Here is a 22603-nt window from a genome sequence, read left to right on the forward strand (position 1 = left end):
GCCCGGAATCCATACTCCCTATATTCGCGATGAGGCGCTGAATCCGCCGTTGCCGTGCTTCACACGCACACGGTGGTTATGGATTCCGGGTTCGCTCGCTGCGCGAGCGCCCCGGAAGGACCAACGAGACGACGGTGCGCGTTGCTAGACGTTGCTCTCCGTCATCGCGCCGTACACTAGCGTCCGCAGTTCGCGGCGGATCGGGTAGGCGCTCGAGGGCAGCAGCTGCGTCATGAAGATGGTGATCAGCTCTTCGGCCGGGTCGATCCAGAACGCTGTCGAGGCCGCGCCGCCCCAGTAGTATTCGCCGACGCTGCCAGGCAGCAGCGTCAGAGCCGGGTTCATGTTCACCGCGAAACCGAGGCCGAAGCCGATGCCTGCATTGGTGGCTTCGCTGAACATCGAACGTGACAGCTCAGTGAGGTCGCGATTGCCGGGCAGATGATTGGTGGTCATCAGCTTGATCGTTTTCGGGCCGAGCAGGCGGACGCCGTCCAGTTCGCCGCCATTGAGCAGCGCCCGGCAGAAGGTGAGATAGTCGTCAGTCGTCGAGACAAGTCCGCCGCCGCCGGAGATCAGATCGGGCGGCGCCAGGAAGCTGGAAGTCGTCGGATCGTCCGACAGCTGCATGCCGCCTTTGCCGTCGGCGGAGTAGCAGGCGGCGAGACGATGCGCCTTGGCCGGCGGGACCTGAAAATCGGTGTCGACCATGCCGAGCGGATCGAGGATGCGCTGCTTGACGAACTGCTCGAACGGCATGCCGCTGATCTTCTGGACGATGTAGCCGACCACATCGGTCGAGACCGAGTAGTTCCAGGCTTCACCGGGCGAGAACTCCAGCGGGATGCGGGCGAGGTCGGCAATCCAGCTGTCGAGCGTGCCGGCCTTCTCGAAAGCGCCGATGCCTTTCTCGCGATAGGCGGCGTCGACATTGGTGCGGCTCTGGAAGCCGTAGGTCAGCCCCGACGTATGCCGCAGCAGGTCGACGACCTGCATCGGCCGCGCCGGCGGTTTGGTCAGGAAGGCGGGCGCCACACCGGCCTGAAACACGCCGAGATTGGCCCATTCCGGAATGTACTTCGCCACCGGATCGTCGAGCTGAACGCGACCTTCCTCGAACAGCATCATCAACGCCACCGAGGTGATCGGCTTGGTCATCGAATAGATACGGAAGATGGTGTCGTCCTTGATCGGCACGTTGCGCTCGCGATCGGCGTGGCCGAGCGAGGAGCGGTAGGCGATCTGGCCGCGGCGATAGACCAGCGTCTGGGTGCCGGCAAGTTTGCCGGGGCCGACATAGACGCGCTGCAGGTGATCGTCGATGCGCCGCAGCGCCGTTTCCGAGAAGCCGGCGCTGGCGGCCGAACCGGAGGTGATCGCGCGGGGGGACTGGGTCGAGACCTGCATGGGCACTCCGTCAGCAAGCGATGTGCAAGGCCGGCGCGGCTGCGTCGCCTCGCGCGGTTCCACAACTCTGGATAAAGGAAAAGTCGCCGCCGTTCTATCTCGGGGTGCTGGCTCGGCGGTGAATCTGTGCGATTTTGAGCATACGGAACGGGCAGTCCGCAATGAATCTCGACGCAGACCGGTCTGCAAGTCACGCGCTTATCACATTGGAACGCTTGGTGTAGCGTCCGGCCGTTGCCAAACCGGGAATGGAAGATGCCTCAATTCGATGAGACCGAGTTGACCGAAGCGGTCGTCGCAAGCTTTGACGAAACGCCTGATCCGCGGCTGAAGCATTTGATGCGCGAACTGGTCCGCTCGCTCCACGATTATGTCCGCCGCACTGGGCTGACCTTCGAGGAATGGCAGAAAGCGGTCGATTTTCTCACCCGGACCGGCCAGAAATGTACGCCGAGCCGGCAGGAATTCATCCTACTGTCGGATGTGCTCGGGGTCTCGATGCTGGTCGATGCGGTGAACCACCGCGAGCGGGACGGCGCAACGCAGACCACGGTGCTGGGGCCGTTCTATGTCGGCGAGCACAAGCCGATGGCGAACGGCGCGGACATTTCCGAAGGCGTCGAGGGCGAGCGGATGTATGTGCAGTGCCGCGTCGTTGACATCGGTGGTCAGCCGCTCGCCGGCGTGCCGGTCGATGTGTGGCACGCCGACGACGACGGTTTCTACGACTCGCAGAAGCCGTCTTATGCTGAGGCCGGCCCATCGTTGCGCGCGCAATTCGTGACCGACGCCGAGGGCCGCTTTGCTTTCCGCACCATTCTGCCGTGCAGTTACCCGATCCCGATCGACGGTCCGGTCGGCGAATTGATCCTGGCGGCACAGCGTCATCCGATGCGGCCCGCGCACGTGCATTTTCTCGTCAACGCGCCGGGCTACGAGCCGCTGATCACCCACGTCTTCGTCGAGGGCGACAAATATCTCGAAAGTGATGTCGTGTTCGGCGTCAAGGACGATCTGATCTCCAGCATCGAGCTGCGCAACGATGCGGTGATGCCCGATGGTCGCGAGGCGCCGGGGCCGTGGCATTTGATGACTTACGAATTCCGGCTGAAGCCGGGCAGGGGTGCTGCGCCACGGCCGATGATGGCAACGGCGGCGGAATAGACAGAGGACGATATCGTGAACGGGGACAAGCGCGTCTTTGGCCCGGCCGGGCCGAAGATCGCGCCGATCGGCCAAGGCACCTGGTACATCGACCGAGGCAACCGCGCAGCGGCGATTGCCGCGCTGCGACGGGGGCTTGACCTTGGCATGACCCACATCGACACGGCCGAGATGTATGGTGAGGCAGAGCCGCTGGTCGCGGAGGCGATTGCGGGCCGGCGCGACGAGGTGTTCCTGGTCTCCAAGGTGCTGCCGAGCAACGCCTCGCGGAGCGGCACGATCGCGGCCTGCGACCGCTCGCTGCAGCGTCTCAAGACCGACCGGCTGGACTGCTACCTGTTGCACTGGCGTGGTCAGTATCGGCTGGCCGATACTGTGGCTGCGTTCGAGCAACTCGTCGCCGCGGGCAAGATTCGCTCCTGGGGCGTCAGCAATTTCGACGCCGGTGATCTGCAGGAACTGCTTAAGATCGCGGGGCGCGGCAAGATTGCCTGCAATCAGGTGCTGTATCATCTGCGTGAGCGGGCGATCGAGCACTCGGTGATCCCGTGGTGTGAAGCGCATGGCGTCGCCGTGACGGCCTATTCACCGTTCGGGCACGATGAATTTCCCGCGCCGCGGAGTGCGGAGGGAAGGGTATTGCAAGCCATTGCCGACCAGCATGGCGCCACGCCGCGTCAGGTCGCGCTGGCCTTCCTGATCCGCCGGCCCTCGGTGTTCGCGATTCCGAAGGCAGCGGATCCGGCCCATGCGGCGGATAACGCGGCTGCTGGAATGCTACGCCTCTCAGACGACGACCTGGCCGAGATCGATAAGGCGTTTCCGCTGGGCCCTGAGCCGGCAAGCCTGCCAATGCTGTAACGAGCCGACCCAAATGCGGAGCGGATGCGGCGCATAGCGCGATCCCGCTTTCCGGACTTGTGCGACGGCCACGAACATCGTTGTGTCGAATGGAGTATAATTGACGAGGCGCCGCTCACGGCTTGCCTTGGACCTCTCCGTTTTCATCGCATTGCCGGATACTTGTGACCGCCACCTCGCCCAACGCGCCCGATGCGGGCCGCCGCCTGACGCATCGCCATGCTGATCAGCCGCTGCGCGGCATCGCGCTGATCGTGCTCTCGACGGTGTTCCTCGCGTGTTCCGACACGCTGGCGAAGTATCTCGGCCGCACCGTGCCGCCGATCGAGATCGGCTGGATCCGGTTTCTGGTGTTCCTGCTGATCATGACTCCGGTGGCGCTGATGTCGTCGGCGTCGTCGCTGCGATCGGCACGGCCGAAGCTCCAGGTCCTCCGAGGGCTGGCGCTGGTGGCATCGTCGACCTTGTTCATCAGCGGTTTGCAGTTCCTGCCGATCGCGGAAGCATCCGCGACCTCGTTCGTCGCGCCGTTGTTCGTCACCGCGCTGTCGATCGTGTTGCTCGGCGAGAGCATCGGGATCCGCCGCTGGGCCGCCAGCGTAGTCGGTCTGATCGGCGTGCTGATCGTCATTCGCCCGGGATCGGCAGCGTTCAATCCGGCCGTGATCTTTCCCATTCTGTCGGCGCTGACCTGGGCGGTGACGCTGACGTTGACGCGGATGATCAGCGGCGCAGATCGCGCCGCCGTCACCATGACGTTCTCCGCGCTGGTCGGCTTCGTCGCGCTGAGCATGATGGTGCCGTTCGTCTGGGTGACGCCGACCTGGCATGGGATCTTTGTCGGCATTCTGGTCGGCCTGGCGTCGACCATGGGGCAGTGGATCGTGGTGCTGGCCTATCGCTATGCCGACGCCTCGGTGCTGGCGCCGTTCACTTACAGCCAGCTGGTCTGGGTCACGTTCCTCGGCTTCGGCCTGTTCGGTGAGATCCCGGACGTCTGGACGTTCGTCGGCGCCGCCGTGATCATCGCCAGCGGCCTCTACACCGCCCACCGCGAACGCATCCGCCGCAAGCAGCCGGTGGCGGCGGAGCCATATCCGAGTCCGTAAACGCCACATTTCCGTCATTGCGAGCGAAGCGAAGCAATCCAGATGCAGTGCACGAAGCTGGATTGCTTCGTCGCTCCCGTCCTCGCAATGACGGGAGAAGCTGGCCGGCTTACACCGGCAGCGCGATCGAGTACTTCACCTGGCTGAGCGCAAAGCTCGATTCGATCGAGGCGATGCCGTCGAGGCGGGTCAGCTTGGTCTTCAGGAAGGTCTCGTAAGCCGCGAGGTCGGCCGCGACGACGCGCAGCAAATAGTCCCGGTTGCCGGTCATCAGATAGCATTCCAGCACTTCGTCCCACTTCGAGATCGCCTTGGCGAAGCGGGCGAGGTCTTCTTCCTTCTGCCGCGTCAGCTTGATCGAGATGAAAACGCTGACATGCAGGCCCAGTGCTTTCTGATCGACCTGCGCAGTGTAGCGGCCGATGATGCCGCGGCTTTCCAGCAGCTTGACCCGGCGATGGCATGGCGACACCGACAAGCCGACCTGGTCGGCGAGATCCTGCATGGTGATGCGCCCATCGGCTTGCAGCGCAGCGAGTATCTTGCGGTCGATCGCGTCGAGGTTGGACATTAGAATAAACCGCTTCAAAATCAGATCACGCAGTCAATTTATCCCAATACGTTATCTGGCGCTGCCAGAAATTGAGAATTTCCGTACGGCGATTCATCGTACAATTCGGCGGGTGCAACGCAGGTGATCGCAATGCCGTCAAGCTCGGACCGCCTCGACTTGCTGAATGCGCTGACGCGCAAGGCGCTATGGCTGTCGACCTGGATGATTCATCACGCGAACCATGTTCGCCCGAACGTGGACGGTCTCAAGGTCGGCGGTCATCAGGCATCGTCGGCGTCGCTCGCCACGATCATGTCGGCGCTGTACTTTTCGGTGCTGCGGCCGGAAGATCGCGTCGCGGTCAAGCCGCATGCCAGCCCGATCTTTCACGCGATTCAGTATCTCTTCGGCCGGCAGAGCCGCGAACGGCTCGAGAACTTTCGCGGTTACAAGGGCGCGCAGTCCTATCCGTCGCGGACCAAGGACGCCGATGACGTCGACTTCTCGACCGGTTCGGTCGGGCTCGGCGTGGCGCAGACGCTGTTCTCCTCGCTGGTCCAGGACTACGTCACCGCGCATGGCTGGATGAAGGATCGCCCGGAAGGCCGCATGATCGCGCTGGTCGGCGACGCCGAGATGGACGAGGGCAACATCTTCGAAGCTTTGCTCGAAGGCTGGAAGCACGGTCTGCGTAACACCTGGTGGGTGGTCGACTACAATCGCCAGAGTCTGGACGCAGTGGTGCGCGAAGGCCTTTGGGAGAAATTCGAGACGATGTTCCGCAATTTCGGCTGGGACGTCGTCATCGTCAAATATGGCCGGTTGATGCAACAGGCATTCGCCGAGCCGGGCGGCGAGGCTCTGCGGCGCTGGATCGATCGTTGCCCGAACCAGATGTATGCGGCGCTATGCTTCCAGGGCGGCGCCGCGTTCCGCAAGCGCCTCGAGGACGAGATCGGCGATCAGGGCGAGGTGTCGCGCCTGATCGATGCGCGTACCGACGACGAACTGCTGGCGTTGATGTCGAACCTCGGTGGCCACGACATGGCGAGCCTGCTCGACGCCTTCGAATCTATCGATCACGATCGGCCGGTGTGTTTCATCGCCTATACGATCAAGGGCGTCGGCCTGCCGTTCCAGGGCCACAAGGATAACCACGCCGGGCTGATGACGCCCGCGCAGATCGAGGCATATCGCGCCGCGCAGAATATCCGGCCTGGCCACGAATGGGATCGTTTCGAGGGCCTGACGCAGAATGTCGCTGCGCTCGACGCGTTGCTCACGAACGCCCCGATCAACGCGAGTGGTAAGCGTCGCCTGAGCGCACCGGTGATCGAGGTGCCCGAACATCTGTCGTTCAAGCTGGCAGCGGAGATGTCGACCCAGCAGGGCTTCGGTCTGATCCTCAACGAACTGGCGCGCGGGGATAGTGCTCTCGCGTCGCGCATCGTCACCGCGTCTCCGGATGTCACCGTGTCCACCAACCTCGGCGCGTGGGTCAATCGCCGCGGTCTGTTCGCCCGCACCGACAAGGCCGATCTGTTCCGCAGCGAGAAAATCCCGACGACGTTCAACTGGGACTTTTCGCCGAAAGGGCAGCACATCGAACTCGGCATCGCTGAGATGAACTTGTTCATCCTGATGTCCGCCCTGGGCCTGTCCCACAGCATCAACGGCGAGCGACTGCTGCCGATCGCGACGCTGTACGATCCGTTCATCCAGCGTGGCCTCGATGCGCTGAATTATGCCTGCTATCAGGACGCCCGCTTTATGGTGGCGGCGACGCCCTCCGGCATCACGTTGGCGCCGGAAGGCGGCGCGCATCAATCGATCGCGACACCGTTGATCGGCATGGCGCAAGACGGACTCGCGTCGTTCGAGCCGGCCTTCGTGGATGAACTCGCGGTGATGATGCGCTGGGGCTTCGCGCACATGCAGCAGGACGATGTGGGGGGCGGCGCTTCGGACGGCATGCGGTCCGGTGGTTCGGTTTACTTGCGCCTGTCGACCCGCACGATCGAGCAGCCGCAACGCATGATGCCCCCGGATCTGCAGAAGGCGATCGTCGGCGGTGCCTACTGGCTCCGCAAGCCGGGGCCGAATTGTGAACTGGTGATCGCATACGCCGGCGCCGTTGCGCCCGAAGCCATCGAGGCCGTGGGTCTCCTCGGTGACAGCCGGCGGGATGTTGGGCTGCTGGCGATCACTTCAGCCGACCGCCTGCATGCCGGCTGGACCGCGGCGCGTCGCTTGCGCCGAGCCCATCGTGGCTCGCGTCAAGCCAGCCACATCGAAAATCTGCTTGCGCCGCTGCCACGGAGCTGCGGCATCATCACCGTGCTGGATGGCCATCCGGCGACGCTGGGCTGGATCGGCGCGGTGTGCGGCCATCGCATGGAAGCTCTCGGCGTCGAGCACTTCGGCCAGACCGGCAGCATTTCGGATCTGTATCGGCATTACGGCATCGACGCCAACGCGATTATCGATGCTGCGGAAAGTCTGATCGGCGGAGCACCGGTGCTGCATCGGAAGATGGCCGTGTAGTTTTCGCGGCGGCTTATGGTGAATCGTTAGTTGATTGTACGATAAGCGAACTCAGTCGCCAGATTGGGACCAGTATTGCTGGCCGGGGATCGTCTTTCGATTTGAACTTTAAGCATTAGGCAAAACTACGATGGGATATTGGCGCGTCTCCGCTGACCTGGACCGGATATGCTTCAATTCTTTCCCGCATGGGATCAGCAGCACGCAGGGCTGGTAGCACTCGGGCTTTCACTGTGTCTGCTCGGCGGCATGGCCGCGGCGGGTGCCTTGCGGTTCACCTACATCAGTTCCGGCCGGGTTCGGCGCGGCTGGGTCATCGCGGGCTGCGTGGCCGCGGTCTGCGCAGTCGTCAGCGCATTGACGGTTGGGCTGCTGTTGGCTCTTCCTCAAGAAGCCGTCGTTCGTAGCATCGCGCTGTCGGTCATCACCCTGACGATCCTCGGGATGACGGTCACCGTCGCGATGGCGGTGTGGTCGGGTGCGCAGGGGACCAACAATGTCCGCAGCGCTTTGGCCGACCGCGTCATGGTGCTCGATGCTGTGGTTCAGGAGGATACGCTGGGCTTCAGCCTGTTCAGCCCGGACGGCCGGCTTGAATCGTGGAACGAAGCTTTCCTCGAAATCTATGCCATTCCTCCCGGTCAGCCGCTCGCCGGCCGCCCGTTGAAAGAGTTGATCGAGATTCTCCGCGTCAGCGGCAATCAGCTCGTTGATCTCGAACAGCTTGCCGAAATCAAAGCTGCGAGCACCAGCGGCGAAGCGTCGGAAGCGATCATTGCGCTGCGTGACGGCCGACATATCAAGATCGAATTCCGGCCGCTTCCGAACGGCGGCTGGATCGCCAAGCATTCCGACGTCACCGACTACAAGATGGCAGAGCAGCGCTTCGCCTATGTCACGCTGCACGACCTTGCCACAGGCCTGCCCAATCGTGCCGCTTTCAATCAGCGGATCGTGCAGAGCCTCACCATTGCCCGCGAACGGCACGCGACCTTCGCTGTCATCCGGCTCGGGATCGACCGCTTCAAAGAGATCAACGACGTGTTCGGCCAATCCGTCGGCGACGCAGTGCTTGCCAGGATGGCGGCGCAGCTCGCCGACACCTGCCATTGGGGCTTTCTGGCGCGACCGGGTGGTGACGAGTTCTCGATCGTCACGACCCCGGATCAGGCCGAAGGGGCCGTGCAGGAGATTTGCGCCCAGGTCGCGGAGCTCTGCGATATCGAATTCGACATTGAAGGCCACAAGATCCGCGTTGGCTCGACCGCGGGTGTCAGCATCTATCCGCGCGACGGCGACAATGCCGACACGCTGATCGCCCACGCCGATGTGGCGCTGTATCGCGCCAAGACCGAGCGACGCGGCACCGTTTGTCTGTTCGAACCTGCGATGGACCTGCAGATCCGCGAGAAGCGCGCTTTGCAGCGCGAACTCGCGATGGCGCTCGAGAACGATGAGTTCGAGCTTCACTACCAGCCGCAGGCAACCACCGACGGCGAAATCGTCGGCTTCGAGGCACTGCTGCGCTGGCGGCATCCGGTGCGCGGGATGGTGTCGCCCGCTGTATTCATTCCACTGGCGGAAGAGACCGGGCTGATCGGAGCGATCGACGAGTGGGTGCTGCGCAGCGCGTGTCGCGAGGCTGCGTCCTGGCCCAAACCGCTGGCGATTGCGGTGAATTTGTCACCGCTCGATTTTCGGCGGCTCGATGTGCCCGCCTTGATCCTGCAGGTGTTGGTAGAGACCGGGCTCGACGCCAGACGTCTCGAAGTCGAGATCACCGAAGGCGTGCTGATCGACGATTTTGCCGGCGCAATCGCCATCCTGCGGCGGATCAAGAACCTCGGCGTTCGCGTCGCGATGGATGATTTCGGTGCCGGCTATTCGTCGCTGTCCTACCTGCAGTCGTTCCCCTTCGACAAAATCAAAATCGATCAGGTGTTTACCCGGAAGCTCGAAAGCAATCCGGACTCCGCCGCGATCGTTGAGGCGATCCTCGACCTGGCGCGCCGGCTCAAGCTGCCGGTGATCGCCGAGGGGGTCGAGACGGAAAGCCAACTGGCGTTTCTCGCAGGGGCGGGGTGCCAGGAGGTGCAGGGTTATCTGATCGGCAAGCCGCAACCGATCGAACAATATCGTCAAGTCACCGGCGCTGCGGTGGCGGCCGAGCTGATTGCCCAGGCCGGTTGATTTTTGCTGCGCTGCAGCGCGGCCGGCATTGATGTCTGCGCGGTGACGCGGCGAGATCGCACACGTCCAATTGTCCTGTCCGGCCTTGCTCCGCTCGCGGCAGTGTTTTTATATGCCGTCCCCGCATATGGCGGGCTCCGAACTCATTCGCGTTGCCTGGGCGAGGGTGCTCGCCGGAGGCGCCGCCGTCCGCATCGCCTCCTGCAACCACCGCAATCAAAATCAGAAGAAGAGGTTTACGATGGTCAACCGCATGCAATTCTACATCGACGGCGCCTGGGTCGATCCCGTCGCTCCCAAGTCGACGCCGGTGGTCAACCCGGCCACCGAAGAGCCGATGTATGAGGTTGCACTCGGCTCCAAGGCCGACGTCGACAAGGCCGTCGCCGCTGCCAAGCGCGCGTTCGAATCCTTCTCGCAGACCAGCCGCGAAGAGCGCATCGCACTGCTCGAGAAAATCGTCGCGATCTACAAGGGCCGCATGAAGGAGATCGGCGCAGCCGTCTCCGATGAAATGGGCGCGCCGCTGCCGATGGCAGAGAAGATGCAGGCCGGCGCCGGCCTCGGCCACATCATGTCGACGCTCGACGTTTTGAAAAATTATCACTTCGAGGAGCCCATGGGCTCGGCTGTGATCGTGCGCGAGCCGATCGGCGTCGTCGGCATGATCACGCCGTGGAATTGGCCGCTCAATCAGATCGCCTGCAAGGTCGCGCCCGCGCTCGCGGCCGGTTGCACGATGATCCTGAAGCCTAGCGAATTCACTCCCACGTCGGCGCTGATCTTCGCGGAGATCCTGCATGAGGCGGGTGTGCCGAAAGGCGTGTTCAACCTCGTGAACGGCCTCGGCCCGGAGGTCGGCGCTGCGATGAGCGAACACCCGGACATCGACATGATCTCGTTCACCGGTTCGACTCGCGCCGGCATCGACGTCGCCAAGCGCGCGGCGCCGACGGTGAAGCGCGTCAGCCAGGAACTCGGCGGCAAGTCGCCGAACGTGATCCTCGACGACGCCGATCTCACCAAGGCGGTGACCGGCGGCGTGATGCACATGTTCAACAACTCCGGCCAGTCGTGCAACGCGCCAAGCCGGATGATCGTGCCGCTGTCGAAGATGGCCGAGGTCGCCGCCATCGCCAAGGGCGTGGCGGAAAAGACCAAGGCCGGCGATCCGCGTGCCGAAGGCACCACGATCGGCCCGGTGGTCAATCGCGGCCAGTGGGACAAGATCCAGGCGCTGATCAACAAGGGCATCGAGGAAGGCGCTACGCTGGTCGCGGGCGGACCCGGCCTGCCGGAAGGCGTCAACAAGGGCTTCTATGTCCGTCCGACCGTGTTCGCCGACGTCACCGACAACATGACCATCGCGCGCGAGGAGATCTTCGGGCCGGTGCTGGTGATCATGGGCGCCAAGGACGAGGACGAAGCGGTCAAGCTCGCCAACGACACGCCCTATGGTCTTGCCGGCTACGTCTCGGCCGGCTCGGTCGAACGTGCTCGCAAGGTCGGCCGGCAGATCCGCGCCGGCAACGTCAACCTGCAGGGCGTGCCGAACGAACGCACCGCGCCGTTCGGCGGCTACAAGCAGTCGGGCAACGGCCGCGAGTGGGGCAAGTTTGGTCTCGAAGAATATCTCGAGGTCAAGGCGATCGCCGGCTTCAACGCCGCCTGATCACGCCTGACGCAGCTTCACGGTGATCAATGCGCCGGGACGGTTCCGCCGTCCCGGCGTTTGCTTGAGCGGGCCTTGTTCCGAATCCGGTAGTCGTCCGAGTAGTTGGGTCATGACGTCGTCTTTAAAAGCGCGTTCACTGTTGCGGTTGGAGACGAACGATTCGTCGACCGGCGGTGAAGGACAACATGAACACGCTCATTCCCGACGCGCATCGGCGTCAGTTTCTCACCATCGGCCTCAGCGGGCTGGCGATCCTTGTCGCGCTGCTGGTCGCCAAGATCATCACCTGAACTCCCACGATTGACATCCGCGTCCGTCGCCTCTCAATTGCCGCGAAACGGCAGCGAGATGAGACATGTCGGACGGACTGCGCAAGGGCCTGACCTCTTACGGCGACGCCGGATTTTCGCTGTTCCTGCGTAAGGCCTTCATCAAGGCGATGGGCTATTCGGACGACGCGCTCAATCGGCCGATCGTCGGAATCACCAACACCCACAGCGACTACAATCCCTGTCATGGCAATGTCCCGCAGATCATCGATGCGGTGAAGCGTGGCGTGATGCTGGCCGGCGCGATGCCGATGGTGTTTCCAACCATTTCGATCGCCGAGAGTTTTGCGCATCCGACCTCGATGTATCTGCGCAATCTGATGGCGATGGACACCGAGGAAATGATCCGCGCCCAGCCGATGGACGCGGTTGTGGTGATCGGCGGCTGTGACAAGACGCTGCCGGCGCAGATCATGGCCGCGGTGTCGGCCGATCTGCCCACGGTGGTGATCCCTGTCGGGCCGATGGTCGTCGGCCATCACAAGGGCGAAGTGCTCGGCGCCTGCACCGACTGCCGGCGGCTGTGGGCAAAGCACCGCGCCGGCGAGATGGACGAGGTGGAGATCGAAGCCGTCAACGGACGGCTCGCGCCCTCGGTCGGCACCTGCATGGTGATGGGCACCGCCTCGACAATGGCGTGTATCACCGAGGCGATGGGACTGTCATTGCCGATGTGTGCGACGATTCCGGCGCCCCATGCGGAGCGTTTCCGTTCGGCCGAGGAGAGCGGCCGCGTTGCCGCAGAGATGGCCAAGACAAAAGGGCCCAAGCCGAGTGAATTGCTGACTCCGACCGCGTTCCGCAACGCTCAGGTCGTGCTGCAGGCGATCGGCGGCTCGACCAATGGCCTGATCCATCTCACCGCGATCGCCGGCCGCGTCCCGCACCAAATCGATCTCGACGAATTCGACGGCATCGGCCGCGACGTGCCGGTGCTGGTCGATCTCAAGCCTTCCGGCGCGCACTACATGGAGCACTTTCATCACGCCGGCGGGGTGCCGAAGCTGATGGCGCAGCTCGGTGAGCTGATCGACCTCGAGGCCAAAACGATCACCGGCGCGACCTTGCGTGAAGTGGTTGCGAAGGCCGAAGACGTGCCCGGGCAGGATGTCATCAGGTCGCGCGACAATCCGATCCGCCGCGAGGGCGGCATTGCCTTTCTCACCGGCAACCTCGCGCCGCGTGGTGCCGTCATCAAGCACGCGGCAGCCTCTCCGCAGTTGATGCAGCACACCGGCCGCGCGGTGGTGTTCGACTCGGTGGAGGACATGACGTTGCGGATCGACGCCGCCGATCTCGACGTCACCGCCGCCGACGTCCTCGTGCTCCGCAATGCAGGGCCGAAGGGTGCGCCGGGGATGCCGGAGGCCGGCTATCTGCCGATCCCGCTGAAGCTGGCGCGGGCAGGGGTCAAGGACATGGTGCGCATTTCAGACGCGCGGATGAGTGGCACCGCGTTCGGAACCATCGTGCTGCACATCACGCCGGAGAGCGCCGACGGCGGGCCGCTGGCTCTGGTCGAAACCGGCGATCGAATCACACTCGACGTTGCGGCTCGGAAGATCGATTTGCTCGTCGATGATGCCGAACTGGCGCGGCGCCGTGAGGCGGCGCGGCCGTCCGTCGTCGCGAGGCCCGCGCGCGGCTACGCGCAGCTGTTTCATGACACGATCCTGCAGGCGGACGAGGGCTGCGACTTCGATTTCCTCACCGCGGCCGGGCGTAGCGAGCGCTGAGCGCCGTTACATCAAGTGCATTTCGAGCTCTTCCAGCATCGACAGCGTTTCGAGATCGCCATTGTCTTCGAGCAGCTCGCGCAGCGTCGGCAGATAGTTGTGCAGCACGCGCAGATCGTCGAGTCCCTGCTTTTCGCGCAGCTCGGTGCGCTTTTGCGCGAAATAGGCCCAGAACGGATTCTCACCCGCGTCGATATGGGTCTGCAATCGCGCCATCACGCGTTCTGATCGAATCTCCCAGTTGCAGTTCTTGAAGCTGACATAGCGATCGAACGAATCCGACATTCCGTACTCCAAAGGGTAGCGACCGGCCCTCGTAGCAAGCGATATGCCATCGCGATGCATGGGCGGCTTTGTGAGGACGGTGTCGGATGGCCGCGGTCTGGTTCGTCCTTCCGAGGATGTTCACCGCATCCGGAGGATTGTCATGAACCTGAAGCCAGCCGCTGAACTCGCCCGGCTCGGCGAGGCCCGTTTTCCCAATGAAAGCGCGGAGTATCGCCACGCCCGCACCGAACTGCTCGCCGAGGAGATCGAACTGCGTCGCCACATTGAACGGGTCGCCGAGCTCCGCCGTCGGTTGCCGCCCGGCGGCGAGGTCACCGGCGCCTATGCGTTCGAGGGCGAGAGCGGGCGGACGGACTTTGCGGGTCTGTTTGGCGACAAACCGACATTGGTGATCTACAGCTACATGTACGGACCGCAACGGGTCGAGCCGTGCCCGATGTGCACTTCGCTGCTGAGCGCCTGGGACGGTGAGGTGCCCGACATCACCCAGCGGGTCGCGCTTGCGGTCGTGGCGCGATCGCCGATGGAGCGGCTGATCGCCTTCAAGCGCGCCCGCGGCTGGCACCATCTGCCGCTGTTCACGGATCTGACGGGCGCCTACAGCCGCGACTATGGAAGCGTCACGCCCGATGGCGGCGACGACGCGGCGTTCAACGTCTTCAGCCGCCGCGACGGCGTCATCCGGCACTTCTGGGCCGGAGAGATGTTCGCGGCCAGTGCCGATCCCGGACAGGACCCGCGCGGCGCCCCGGATCTGATGCCGCTATGGACGATTCTCGACTGCACGCCGGAGGGGCGCGGGACCGACTGGTATCCCAAACTTCGCTACGGGTGAGGCCGGACGGGCCGTACGCTCCGCGAAGCTGAAAATTTTTTCATCTTGTCGGAGGCAGTCGGAGGGGCCGTCCGACTGCCCGGGGGGCATGGGCGGCGGTGTTCGGGTGTGGTGCGGTGTCCCTTTCGAGCGCTCGCGCCCGGTCCAATTCATTGATTTAGCTGTATGATTCTGTCAGATGGTGCCGTTTAGAAGCCCTTAACCATGGAGGAGCATGGTCGAACCGTTCAGCGCTTAAGCGGCATTTAACTAAAACACGCCTTAATCGCGCTCCTCTGTTCTGCCACATCTGCGTGCGGTAAGATCGTTCCGAAGCACCGCAGAGCCAGTGGGGATATCTGGGTGCTTGGCGTATGACTGTCGGTTCAAGGGCGCGTGATCTGCCCAACCATCGTGGGGCCCGCTTTATGGGGTTTCGTAAATCGCTCGGCGCGATCGCCGTCGCGCTGCCGGTGATCGGCTGCGTCTGGACCGTGTATGCCAACACGGTCGGCGCGAGCATCTACCCCGCCATCGGCACATGGGGCGATGAGCCGGCCACCCGCGTAGCGCGGTCCGACTTCGCGTCGCGCTTCGAGCCGCTCGCCGCCGCAGCAGCTTCCGCCCCCGGCCTGATGTCCCATCTGGCCCTTAAAGCCGCGATGGCCAAGCAGGGCACCGTTCAGGTCGCCTCAGCCGACGCCGGCGACGTCCCGGTCACGTCCAGCGTACAGGTCGCGAACGCCGCGCCGCCGCAGACGAAGTCCGGTCACCGCTATTACGCGCTGCTCGACGCCAATTATTCGTTCGGCTTCGAGCCGGACAGGTTCAAGCCCACGCAAAATAATTCCGCCGCTCCCGCCGACGCCGAAGAGGCGATCGCCGAAGCCATCAAGCCCGACGCCGGCAAGCGCGCCGTCGGTCTGGTGCCGGCGCCGCCGCCGGTGAAGCTGGCGATGGCGGTGCCGACGCCGCCGGAGCGCAAAGCCACCACTCGCGTTTCGCCCGGTCCGACCCGCAATCCGTTCAGCCAGGAAGCCCTTGTGGCTCGTGCCAAGGCCGTGCTGATGGCTCAGAAGTCGGAAAGCAAGTCGAGCTTCTTCGACAAGCTGTTCGGCAAGCCCGATGCCCCGGCGCTCGCTTACGCCTCCGCGGATGCCGGCGTGACCTCGACCGGCGAACCGCGCGATCCCGCCTTCACGCCGTCCGACGACGATCGCTACACGGCAGTCTACGACATCACCGCCAAGACGGTGTACATGCCGGATGGGACTAAGCTTGAGGCGCATTCGGGACTGGGGGCGCGGATGGACGATCCGCGCCATGTCAACGTCCGTATGCAGGGTGCCACCCCTCCGCACATCTACGATCTCAAGATGCGCGAGGCACTCTTCCACGGCGTCGCGGCGATCCGCCTGACCCCGGTCGGCGGCGAGGACATGATCCACGGTCGCACCGGCCTGCTGGCCCACACCTATATGCTCGGGCCGCGCGGCGACTCCAACGGCTGTGTCTCGTTCCGGGACTACAATGCCTTCCTGCAGGCGTTCAAGCGTGGCGAGGTCAAGCGTCTCGTCGTCGTCGCCAGCATGACCTGACGCCAGGGGCGGCTGCGGCCGCCCAGCGTTGCGGTATTCGCGCATCGCGCAATCGGTCCTCTTCAAGGCGTATGCATTGCGCGTCGGAACCATTTTCGGTTTCGAACGATTGGTCGATCTCATCGGAGGATCGACTATGCGCTCACGAACATTCTCTGGCGTACTTGCATTGGCGACGCTGCTCGGCGGCGGCGTTGCGCTCGCCCAGGAACGCGGGACCGAGGCGCAGCGCGAGGCTTGCACGCCCGATGCGTTTCGGCTGTGCGGCCAATTCATTCCTGATGCGTCACGGATCGAGAGTTGCCTGCGCGCGGCGGGGCCGCGTCTGAGCCCGGCATGCTACGTGGTCTTCAATCCGCCCCAGGAGAAGCCTCAGCCGTCCATGCGCACCGTGCGGCGCCAGGCACCGCAGCCGACGGATCGTTCAAACGACGACGACGGCTGGGATCGCCGCAGCTTCGAACGCTGGTGATCTGTTCACCACAGACCTTAGCTCGAGAAAAGATGTCGTCTGATGTTAAGGAGCGGACCCACCGTGGGTCCGCTCCAATGTCGAGGTAATAGTTAGCGGCAGACGCGGCTGGTGCGGACCACGCGGTGGCCGTGCGGACCACGGGTTACGATCTTGCGCACGGTGCAGTGCGGAGCACGGCGGATCACGCGACGCCGTTCGACATAGCGCTGTGCCGAGACGTCAGTCATTGGTTTGACGATGCTGGTCTTCGCCGGACCCGCGGGCGCTGCCGACGCCGCACCGCTGAACGCGGCGAACCCAAGCGCGACGGCGGCGGCCACTCCAAAAGCAATTTTCTTCACAAGCATGTCTCCTCAAACTGATGCTGATCAAGGTCGTAAGACCTGCTCGACCTTGGTCGGCCAGGAGTGAATTCACGGTGAAGGAACCATGGCGGGAAAGCGGCAATTCCTTCGCGTTCTGATTTAGTGCGTACGCGCGCAGACGCTTGGGATGGAACTGCATGTTTCATCGCGCGGATGAGCTGCATCGGCTCGCTCAAGGTAAGAAGCGCGCGATGGTCGGAGTTGTTAGTTCATCAAATCGCCCGGCTTCCTCAATGCCCTTGCACAGTTTGGCGTTCCGCGTTCGCTGCGGCACAAAGGGGGCATCGGTAGGGCCGCGGTCTGCGCGGTTATGCGCAGACCACGATCGCTGCTCTTCTACCGCTTGGCGCGACAAGTCAGCTCATGACAGACGAGCAGAGGGCCTCCGTCGCAGAGGTCTGCGCGCCGTCACTTCAATCCACCGGTCACGTGCAGCGTTTCGCCGGTGACGTAGGAGGCGCCGTCGCCGGCAAGGAAGGCGACGACGGCGGCAATCTCGTCGGCCTCGCCGACGCGACCGAGCGGCGTGATCGCTTCGATCTGCTTGCGCATTTCGCCTTCGTGGAAGCCAGCGGTCTTGACGCCTTCGGTGACGACCATGCCGGGATTGACGGCGTTGACCCGGATCTTGCGCGGAGCAAGCTCCTTGGCGAGCACGCCGGTGATCAGGTCGACCGATGCCTTGGTTGCGCCGTAGACCGCTGTGCCGGGCATCGCCATGGTCGAGACGCCGGACGAGATGTTGACGATGCTGCCGCCGTCATTGAAGTGCCGCGCGGCTTCCTGAGTCACCAGGAGGAGCCCGAGCACGTTGATGTTGAATTGCCGGTGAAAGTGCTCCGGCGTGATGACGTCGAGCGCTCCGAATTCGTAGACGCCGGCATTGTTGACCAGCACCTCGATGTTGCCGAACGCCCTGACGGTCTCGCTGACCAGCTTGGCAACGTCGGTCGGCTCGGCAAGGTTTCCGTGCACGGCCACCGCTTTGCCGCCAGCGGCCTGGATCTTCGCCACCACAGCGTCGGCTCCGGCTTTGCTGGAGGCGTAGTTGACGGCGACGGCGGCTCCTTCCGCCGCCAGCTTCAGGGCGATCTCGGCGCCGATGCCCTTCGATGCGCCGGTCACCAGTGCCACCTTGCCTTGCAGAGTCTTTGTCATGCGTGTCGTCCTGTCCGGAGTCCATAGGTTCAATATTTCGGAAATATGGGACTATTGAACCAGGTCAAGGGGCCGCCTATATTTTTGTCATGGTGCAGTTCGTTCATCCCGCCCGCCAGGACATCACGCTTCCCGGCGTGCTCGCCGCGCTGAGCGATCCGATGCGGCTGCGCATCGTCAAGGCGCTGCTGGAGGAGGGCGACTGCATGTCCTGCACCGCGGCTGCACCTTGCCCCGATATTCCGAAGTCGACGTTATCCAACCACTTCCGCGTGCTGCGCGAGGCGGGTCTGATTCAGACGACCAAGAAGGGCGTCGAGAACCGTAACGTCGTGCGCGAGGCCGACATCAATGCGCGTTTCCCCGGCCTCCTGAAGGCGATTTTAAAGCACGCCGGCGAATAAGCGGGCGGCTGATTTTTCTTATTTAAATAACGATCATAAAATAAACGTGCCGCCACATCGTTGTCAGCGTCTCTCTTGATGGACGGTGGCGCTTCGCTGGCGCCGAATGGGGCGTATCGGGGCCGTCTCCAGCGCGCGCAGTTGCGCCAGCTTCCAGTCCGCCGATTCGCGGCCCACGTACAAAATATACCTTTTGTCCGGGCTTTTCAGGACACCTAACGCTCGACGACGCGTCGGTGCGCGGTGCGTTCGGGTGTCGGTCGCGTATGGCGCGCGCCGCTTGTTCCGCGCGCCGGCATATCCGGCCAAGTCGATGCGGAAATCCCCAAAATTAAACCTCAATTTATTCGCGTGGCGGTCATAAAAATAAACAAGCCGGTTGCCTCGCCGGTTCCATGCAATTAAACAATTTTAAATCGAGTTGCGTCAGTAAATGAGGTTTAATATGTCGGTGCGTGAAAATATTCCCCTTGCTCCCTTTGTTCGCGCGTCGGCCCGACGGCTTCTGATGACCACGGCTCTGAGTCCGCTGCTGCTCGGGGTGGTTTCCGGCGCCACGACGGCACAAGCCGGTTGCAGTTCGTCCGGCGACGTCGTGATGGTCTCGTGCAACAGATTGCTGGTTTCGGCAGTCCCGGTGAAGGGGACATCGTCCATCACCATCGACTCGGTGACGTCCCGCGGCATCGACGTTTATCCGACGATCTTTTCCCGGGCTCCGCTCGATGTGACCGTGAACATCGTCGGAACGACGGACATTTATCGCGCCAATTATCCCGCCTTTGCGTGGGCGACGGCGCGGGCGAACGCCGATCTCTCGGTTGTCATCGGTCCGGATGTGACGCTACGGTCGGATCAGCTGTTCGCCGCGGTCTGGCTGCGCAACGAAGTCTCCGGCAATCTCTCGGTGAACAATGCCGGAACCGTCATAGCCAAGGGCGTGGAGCAGGACGGCATCTCACTGACGACGCATATCGGCAATGTCAGCCTGATCAACTCCGGCAAGGTGACGGCAACTCGCGGTCGCGGCCTTTACGCCGACGGCAACTACGCCGGGACCGATCCGGTGACGGTGAGCATCGTCAACTCCGGAGAGGTCGTCTCGTCGCTCGCCGGCGCCCGGGCCATCAACTACAATGGCCTCGCATCCATCGACAATTCCGGCACGGTCGAGAGCAAGTATCGCCAGGCCCTTGTGGCGTGGTCGGCAAACGGTCCGGCGACGATCACGAATTCCGGCACGGCGACGGCGAAGGACGACTCCGCCATCGTGGCTTGGACCGAGACCGGCGATGTCACGATCGTCAACAGCGGCACAGCGATTTCACTCGACGACCGCAGACATGCCGATCTCGGCAGCGGCCACTACGGACTTTACACAAACGTCGGGACCTCCGGCGTGACGACCATCGAGAACCAGCTCGGCGGCGTGGTCCAGGCTGATCAGATCGGCATTCTGGCGACATCGGCATCGGGAGCGATCAACATCACCCAGGCTGGGTCGGTGACGGCAGGGCAGGGCATCGTCGCTTCGACGGCGAACGGCGCCATCAGCGTGACGAATAGCGGTACGGTCACCGCGACCGGCATCGGCGTGAGCCTCGACGGCACCACTAATTCGCTGGTGAACTCGGGAACGATCACGACCAACTCGGCGACCGATGCGGCGATCGTCACCGGCAACGGCAACTCCACCATCTTCAACAGCGGCATCATCGCCAACACCGGTGGCGGCGCGGCGATCCTGTTCGGCAACGGCACCAACCGGCTCGTCGTCGACGCCATCAACCCGAACATCCAGGGCGTGGTTCAGGCAGGAACGGGCGACAACACCCTGGTTCTCGACAGCGCCGCCGCAGCGTCGCTGGGCATGCTGTCGTTCGGTCCGACCGGTCAATTCCGCGATTTCGATTTCATCGAGAAGACCGGCACTGGCGCGCTGACCCTGTCCGGCAATGGCAGCGGCTTCACCGGCACCATGCTGGTGAAGGACGGCAAGCTAGTCGTCAACAGCGACAGCGGAACGTCCGCGGTGACGGTGTACAGCGGCGCGTCGCTGTCGGGTTCGGGAACGGTGGGCAGCACCGACATGCAGTCAGGCTCGACGATCTCGCCGGGCAACAGCCCGGGCACGCTCACGGTCGCGGGCAATTATCATCAGGCGTCGGGAGCGACGTATCAGGCCGAGCTGGTGCCGGGCAGCAGCGTGTCGGACAAGATCGCGGTCAGCGGCAAAGCGACGATCGACAGCGGCGCCATCCTCAACGTGACACGCTACGGCGCCGGGGCCTACGTGCCGGACGTGCGCTACACCGTGCTGAACGCCACCGGCGGTGTCAGCGGCACCTATACGCTGACCGGCGACACCTATGTGTCGGCGTTCTATGCGCTGATGGCCACGTACGATCCGACCCATGTCTATGTCGACGCGGTGCAGATCCGTGCCTTCGCTGACGCGGCCGCGACCGCTAATCAGCGTGCCGCCGCGAACGGTCTGCAGAGCGTGCCGGTGGGCAATGGCCTGCGCACCGCGGTGTCGTCGCTAACCAGCGACGGTGCGGCGCGCACGGCGTTCGATCAGGTGTCGGGTGAGGCCTATGCGTCGGCGAAGACCGCGCTGCTCGACGACAGCCGCTTCGTGCGCGAGGCGACCACCCAGCAGCTGCAGTCGGCGCGGCGTGGTCCCGACACCTCGGTGTGGACGCGGGGCTACGGCTCCTGGGCCACGGCCGACGGCAACGGCAACGCCACCGGCGTCCGCCGCAGCACCGGCGGCGTGCTGTTCGGCGCCGACGGCGACCTGTACGACGGGCTGCGGCTCGGTCTGGTTGGCGGCTACGGCCACACCAGCATTAATCTCGACGGCGGCCGCGGCTCGGTGTCGGGTGACACGTACAGCATCGGCGCCTACGGCGGAGGCAATTTGAATGCGTTCGCGCTGAGCCTCGGAGTTAACCACGCCTGGCACGAGCTGACTTCGAGCCGCAACGTCGCGCTGTCCGGCTTCGCCGATCGTCTGATGGCGGACTACAATGCCCGCACCACTCAGGTTTATGGCGATATCGGTTACGACGTCGAACTCGGCCGGGCCGCGCTGCAGCCGTTCGCCGGCTTCGCCTATGTGAACCTCGCCACCTCGGGCTTTACCGAGAAGGGCGGGGCTGCGGCTTTGACCAGTGCGAGCGACACGATCGACGCGGCGTTCACGACGCTCGGTCTGCGCGCCAAGGGCGCGTTCGATGTCGGCACGACGGTGCTGACCGCCAACGGCATGGTCGGCTGGCGCCACACGCTGAACCACGTCACCCCGACGGCCACCAACGCCTTTGCAGGCGGCGGCGCCTTCACGGTGTCGGGCGTGCCGCTGGCGCAGGACGTCGCCGTGTTCGAGGCCGGGCTCGGCACCGCGCTGACACCGACGACCGCCATCAGCGTCAATTACTCCGGCCAGGTCGGTACCGGCATTTCCGACCAGGGCGTCCGCGCCAATCTGCGTGTGACGTTCTGAGCGCAGCCCGCCGGCCGGAGCTCGCAGCCGGCCGGCCCTTCCGCTTCGTCCTTCCAACCGTCGCGTCGCTCCCGGCAGCCTGACCAGGCGGCCGGCAGCCGCGCGTCTCACGCCCCGACTGAAAATTCCAAAGGCATGTCATGAAGAGACATCTCCTGCTCACGACGTCGCTCGTGCCGCTGCTGACGAACGGCGTTCTCGCCGCTTCGCCCGCCAGCGCCAGCTGCGCTATCACCGGCACGACCACCGGGATATCCTGCGTTGGCGGCAGCATCTCGAGCGGCAATGCTTCGCTCGGCGAAGGCGCCGGCAATAGCGGCAGCGTGAGCCTCAGCGGCGCGGGGGCGAGCTGGACCGACACCGGCGAGGTCAGCGTCGGCCGTGACGGCGGCGTCGGCAGCATCAGCGTGTCGAACGGCGCGTCG

The 22603-nt window shown here is 63.9% G+C and carries 17 protein-coding genes and 2 pseudogenes; 14 read left to right on the plus strand and 5 right to left on the minus strand.

What is annotated here, in order from left to right; translation table 11 throughout:
* Positions 1 to 144: 144 nt before the first annotated feature.
* A complete protein-coding gene (locus tag ACOJTD_RS25150; RefSeq protein WP_420135574.1) occupies positions 145 to 1407 on the minus strand; it encodes a serine hydrolase domain-containing protein in 1263 nt (420 codons plus the stop codon).
* Between the two features lie 255 nt (positions 1408 to 1662).
* On the opposite strand from ACOJTD_RS25150, the gene ACOJTD_RS25155 reads away from it, so the two are divergent.
* From ACOJTD_RS25155 to ACOJTD_RS25165, 3 genes are all read left to right on the plus strand, one after another.
* On the plus strand, positions 1663 to 2571 hold the full coding sequence (locus ACOJTD_RS25155; protein WP_420135575.1) for an intradiol ring-cleavage dioxygenase: 909 nt from the start codon (positions 1663 to 1665) through the stop codon (positions 2569 to 2571).
* Positions 2572 to 2586: 15 nt separating this feature from the next.
* The gene (locus tag ACOJTD_RS25160; protein WP_420135576.1) at positions 2587 to 3432 is read left to right on the plus strand and encodes an aldo/keto reductase; all 846 of its coding nucleotides are present in this window, start codon (positions 2587 to 2589) and stop codon (positions 3430 to 3432) included.
* A gap of 164 nt (positions 3433 to 3596) precedes the next feature.
* Positions 3597 to 4541, plus strand: coding sequence for a DMT family transporter (locus ACOJTD_RS25165; RefSeq protein WP_420135577.1), 945 nt, complete (start codon positions 3597 to 3599; stop codon positions 4539 to 4541).
* 109 nt (positions 4542 to 4650) lie between these two features.
* On the opposite strand, the gene ACOJTD_RS25170 is transcribed toward ACOJTD_RS25165, so the two are convergent.
* Positions 4651 to 5112 carry an Lrp/AsnC family transcriptional regulator gene (locus ACOJTD_RS25170; protein ID WP_420135578.1) on the minus strand — a complete coding sequence of 154 codons (462 nt, stop codon included), beginning with the start codon at positions 5110 to 5112 and terminating at the stop codon, positions 4651 to 4653.
* Between the two features lie 132 nt (positions 5113 to 5244).
* Here ACOJTD_RS25170 and ACOJTD_RS25175 point away from each other — a divergent pair, with 132 nt between their 5' ends.
* The 5 genes and pseudogenes from ACOJTD_RS25175 to ACOJTD_RS25195 all read left to right on the plus strand — a co-directional run bounded on the left by ACOJTD_RS25175 (position 5245) and on the right by ACOJTD_RS25195 (position 13568).
* Positions 5245 to 7638 carry a transketolase gene (locus tag ACOJTD_RS25175; protein WP_420135579.1) on the plus strand — a complete coding sequence of 798 codons (2394 nt, stop codon included), beginning with the start codon at positions 5245 to 5247 and terminating at the stop codon, positions 7636 to 7638.
* A gap of 525 nt (positions 7639 to 8163) precedes the next feature.
* Positions 8164 to 8952: pseudogene (locus ACOJTD_RS25180) on the plus strand (GGDEF domain-containing protein); the annotation flags it as partial.
* A gap of 123 nt (positions 8953 to 9075) precedes the next feature.
* Positions 9076 to 9828 (plus strand): putative bifunctional diguanylate cyclase/phosphodiesterase, encoded by a 753-nt coding sequence (locus tag ACOJTD_RS25185; RefSeq protein ID WP_420135589.1) that lies wholly within the window; start codon positions 9076 to 9078, stop codon positions 9826 to 9828.
* Positions 9829 to 10069: 241 nt separating this feature from the next.
* Positions 10070 to 11500, plus strand: coding sequence for an aldehyde dehydrogenase family protein (locus ACOJTD_RS25190; protein WP_420135580.1), 1431 nt, complete (start codon positions 10070 to 10072; stop codon positions 11498 to 11500).
* Between the two features lie 358 nt (positions 11501 to 11858).
* On the plus strand, positions 11859 to 13568 hold the full coding sequence (locus tag ACOJTD_RS25195) for an IlvD/Edd family dehydratase (RefSeq protein ID WP_420135581.1): 1710 nt from the start codon (positions 11859 to 11861) through the stop codon (positions 13566 to 13568).
* A gap of 6 nt (positions 13569 to 13574) precedes the next feature.
* Here the strand turns inward: ACOJTD_RS25195 and cowN are convergent, their stop codons facing one another.
* On the minus strand, positions 13575 to 13853 hold the full coding sequence (cowN, locus tag ACOJTD_RS25200) for a N(2)-fixation sustaining protein CowN (protein WP_420135582.1): 279 nt from the start codon (positions 13851 to 13853) through the stop codon (positions 13575 to 13577).
* Between the two features lie 142 nt (positions 13854 to 13995).
* Between cowN and ACOJTD_RS25205 the strand changes: the two genes are divergently transcribed.
* From ACOJTD_RS25205 to ACOJTD_RS25215, 3 genes are all read left to right on the plus strand, one after another.
* Positions 13996 to 14691, plus strand: a complete 696-nt coding sequence (locus tag ACOJTD_RS25205) for a DUF899 family protein (protein ID WP_420135590.1) — start codon at positions 13996 to 13998, stop codon at positions 14689 to 14691.
* A 353-nt stretch (positions 14692 to 15044) separates the two neighbouring features.
* On the plus strand, positions 15045 to 16268 hold the full coding sequence (locus ACOJTD_RS25210; RefSeq protein WP_420135583.1) for a DUF2778 domain-containing protein: 1224 nt from the start codon (positions 15045 to 15047) through the stop codon (positions 16266 to 16268).
* Between the two features lie 28 nt (positions 16269 to 16296).
* Complete coding sequence (locus ACOJTD_RS25215) at positions 16297 to 16740, plus strand: hypothetical protein (RefSeq protein WP_420135584.1); 444 nt, start codon at positions 16297 to 16299, stop codon at positions 16738 to 16740.
* Between the two features lie 92 nt (positions 16741 to 16832).
* Here the strand turns inward: ACOJTD_RS25215 and ACOJTD_RS25220 are convergent, their stop codons facing one another.
* Both ACOJTD_RS25220 and ACOJTD_RS25225 read right to left on the minus strand, forming a co-directional pair.
* The gene (locus ACOJTD_RS25220; RefSeq protein ID WP_420135585.1) at positions 16833 to 17090 is read right to left on the minus strand and encodes a hypothetical protein; all 258 of its coding nucleotides are present in this window, start codon (positions 17088 to 17090) and stop codon (positions 16833 to 16835) included.
* Between the two features lie 426 nt (positions 17091 to 17516).
* Positions 17517 to 18266 carry an SDR family NAD(P)-dependent oxidoreductase gene (locus ACOJTD_RS25225; protein ID WP_420135586.1) on the minus strand — a complete coding sequence of 250 codons (750 nt, stop codon included), beginning with the start codon at positions 18264 to 18266 and terminating at the stop codon, positions 17517 to 17519.
* Positions 18267 to 18355: 89 nt separating this feature from the next.
* Between ACOJTD_RS25225 and ACOJTD_RS25230 the strand changes: the two genes are divergently transcribed.
* The 3 genes and pseudogenes from ACOJTD_RS25230 to ACOJTD_RS25240 all read left to right on the plus strand — a co-directional run.
* Complete coding sequence (locus tag ACOJTD_RS25230) at positions 18356 to 18670, plus strand: ArsR/SmtB family transcription factor (protein WP_420135587.1); 315 nt, start codon at positions 18356 to 18358, stop codon at positions 18668 to 18670.
* 508 nt (positions 18671 to 19178) lie between these two features.
* Positions 19179 to 22178: an autotransporter outer membrane beta-barrel domain-containing protein gene (locus ACOJTD_RS25235; RefSeq protein ID WP_420135588.1), complete on the plus strand. Its 3000-nt coding sequence runs from the start codon at positions 19179 to 19181 to the stop codon at positions 22176 to 22178.
* Positions 22179 to 22318: 140 nt separating this feature from the next.
* Positions 22319 to 22603 (plus strand): annotated as a pseudogene (locus ACOJTD_RS25240) (autotransporter outer membrane beta-barrel domain-containing protein); the annotation flags it as partial.

It is taken from the genome of Rhodopseudomonas sp. (assembly GCF_048594845.1).
Taxonomy (GTDB): Bacteria; Pseudomonadota; Alphaproteobacteria; order Rhizobiales; family Xanthobacteraceae; genus Rhodopseudomonas.